2 protein-coding genes are annotated in these 2730 nt (G+C 72.4%); one reads left to right on the forward strand and one right to left on the reverse strand.

Annotation, left to right across the window (positions count from 1 at the left end):
- Positions 1-157 precede the first annotated feature (157 nt).
- Positions 158-775 (reverse strand): TetR/AcrR family transcriptional regulator C-terminal domain-containing protein, encoded by a 618-nt coding sequence (locus ACFV61_RS33040; protein ID WP_380434385.1) that lies wholly within the window; start codon positions 773-775, stop codon positions 158-160.
- A gap of 66 nt (positions 776-841) precedes the next feature.
- Here ACFV61_RS33040 and ACFV61_RS33045 point away from each other — a divergent pair, with 66 nt between their 5' ends.
- Complete coding sequence (locus ACFV61_RS33045) at positions 842-2104, forward strand: beta-ketoacyl-[acyl-carrier-protein] synthase family protein (protein ID WP_380495706.1); 1263 nt, start codon at positions 842-844, stop codon at positions 2102-2104.
- Positions 2105-2730: the final 626 nt, after the last annotated feature.

Below are 2730 nucleotides of genomic sequence, written 5' to 3' on the forward strand. Positions count from 1 at the left end.
TTCGCGGGGGGGGGGCGGCTCTCCCCGCGGCGTAGCCCCGCCCCCCCGGCCACCCCGCTTCGGCGTCCGGTCCGGTAGCAACGGCTCGATCCGCGCCCGCTGCACATCACTCAACGGCACGCCTAGACCAACGACCGGTTGATCCAGACGAGGCTGCCTAGCCGTGTTCGGGTTCGTCGTGGATGGTCAGTGCTCCGGCGAGGTCGAGGTCGGCGACGGTGCCGTGTGCCCCGGCGCGGACGAGCAGCACTGCGCCGAGCGCGGTGCTCCAGAACGTCCTGGCCTCCACGTCGAGTGGCCGGCGGACCTTCCAGCCGCGACGGTCGATGAGTTGGCTCACGAAGCGCTCGGACTGCCGGAACAGCAGCTGGAGGTGCCGGTCGACGACGGGGGCGAGTTCGGGTTTGGAGATCCCGGCGGCGAGTGCCCGTGCGACCGGTGGGAGCGAGGGCATGGCCAGTACGGCGCGGGCGATGTTGCGCCGAAATGTCGCCGCATCGGGGGCTTGGCGGCCGATGCGCTCGATCCGTCGGGCGTCGTGCAGCAGGCCGAGAAAGGCGGCGTGCACGAGCAGCGAGTCCTTGGAGCCGAAGTGGTAGGTGACCTGGTTGGGGAAGGCGCCTGCCGCGTTCGCGATCTCCGCGACGCTCACCTCGGCGCCGGGCCGCTCCTTGCAGAGCCGTGCAGTCGCCTCGATCAGCTGGCGTCTGGTCGCGCGACCGCGGTCACGCGACCGGGCCGGTGTTGGTCGGGCTTCGCTTCGCTTCTTCTCCACACCCGAATTGTATGTGATACAACTAGGCTCGTTCGCTTGTATCGCATACAAGAAAGGTTGAGTGGCATGCACAGGACCGAAGTCGTCGTCACCGGACTCGGCGCGATCACACCACTGGGCGCAGACGTGGAGTCCACCTGGCAAGCCCTGCTCGCCGGCCGGTCGGGCATCCGCGGCGGCGCCCTGCGCGGCCACGAGGACGCCGGCCTTCCCGACACCGCCGCAGGCACGATGGCGATCGACCCCGCCCAGTCGCTGCCGCCGGCGCAGGCCAGGCGGCTCGACCGCTCACAGCAGGCGGCCTTCACCGCAGCGGCCGAAGCCTGGGCCGATGCCGGCGCCCCACAGGTGGACCCGCACCGGCTCGCATCAGCGATCGGCACGGGCATCGGGGGCGTACGGACGCTGCTGAAGGAAGACGACGTACTGGAGACGGCCGGGACACGGCGCGTCTCGCCACGCACGGTACCGATGCTCATGCCCAACGCGGCAGCGGCGCTGATCAGCATCGAATACGGCGCACGGGCCGGGGCCTACACGCCTGTCTCGGCATGCTCCTCCGGCGCCGAGGCGATCGCCCTGGGGGCCAGACTCATCCGTGCCGGCGAGGCGGACGTGGTCATCGCGGGCGGCACCGAGGCCGCGATCACCCCGATCACCGTCGCCGGCTTCGCCCAGGCACAAGCACTGTCGCGCTACACCGCCGAACCCGCCTCAGCGTCCCGCCCCTTCGCCGCGGACCGCAGCGGATTCGTCCTCAGCGAAGGCGCCGCCGTCCTGGTACTCGAAAGCGCCGAGCATGCCGGCCGCCGGCGCGCACACGTCCACGCCGTACTCGCGGGAGCCGGCATCGCCGCCGACGCCCACCACATCACGGCACCCGCCCCCGACGGCTCCGGCCAGGTCGCCGCCATGCGCAAGGCCCTCGCCCAAGCCGGTTTGACTCCCGAGCAGATCAGCCACATCAACGCCCACGCCACCGGAACCCCGGCCGGCGACACCGCGGAGGCACACGCGATCAGACAGGTCTTCGGCCGCGCCACCGTCACTGCCCCCAAAGCGGCACTCGGCCACCTCTTCGGCGCGGCCGGCGCAATAGAGGCGCTCATCGCCGTCCTCAGCGTGGAACACGGCGTCATCCCGCCGACCCGCAACCTCACCGCAGCCGGCATCGCACCCGACATCGATCTCGATATCGCCACAGCACGACGAGACGCCCCCCAGAAGGCCGTACTCAGCAACTCATTCGGCTTCGGCGGACAGAACGTCTCACTCATCGTCACCCGCGCACAACACCACACCTCCCGCACCGCCCCGACGACACCGTGACCCACACAAACGCACCACCCTCCCCAGAAGGCCGCCACCGATGGATCGAACATGGCAAGACCCGCCCGATCACGCACGTCACCGCAGAAATGGGGACTTCCCGAGCAACGGCGCCGAGGCGGGCGAACCGGCACCCGCCGCACAGCGAACTCGGGTTGACCGATCGAAGCTCGACGCCACGCCCTCAGCCGGGCACGACACCGGCCGACGCGGTCACACACGTTGAGGAGATGCGCCGCGCCCACAAGTGGCCGGCCACCCGCAACGCCCACGAGCCCGCCGCCGACGGACACCGTGACCGCCGGGCCGCCCGCGCCTCGCAGGGCCCGTTGCGCCCGCTCGTCGTCGAGGCCGGCCAGGAGGGTGCGGGCTTTCGGCACGCAGGGGCGGGCAGGTCCCTGTCGAAGCGGCGCTGGAGGTATCCGGCCTGGCGGCAGGTCGCGCTGCCGTGCACGGGCGGAGGGCCGGTCGCCGCCGTGGCCCGGCGCCGCCGGCCTGCCATCCACCACTGCCCCCCCCACCACGGCCCGGCGCCCCCGGGCCGACCTGGCGGGGCGGGGCGGACCCCCCCGGGGTGGGGGTGGGGGCGGGGGCCCCCCCCGGCGCGCCGGGGGGGGGGGGGGGGG

Source organism: Kitasatospora sp. NPDC059817 (assembly GCF_042731835.1).
GTDB lineage: Bacteria > Actinomycetota > Actinomycetes > Streptomycetales > Streptomycetaceae > Kitasatospora.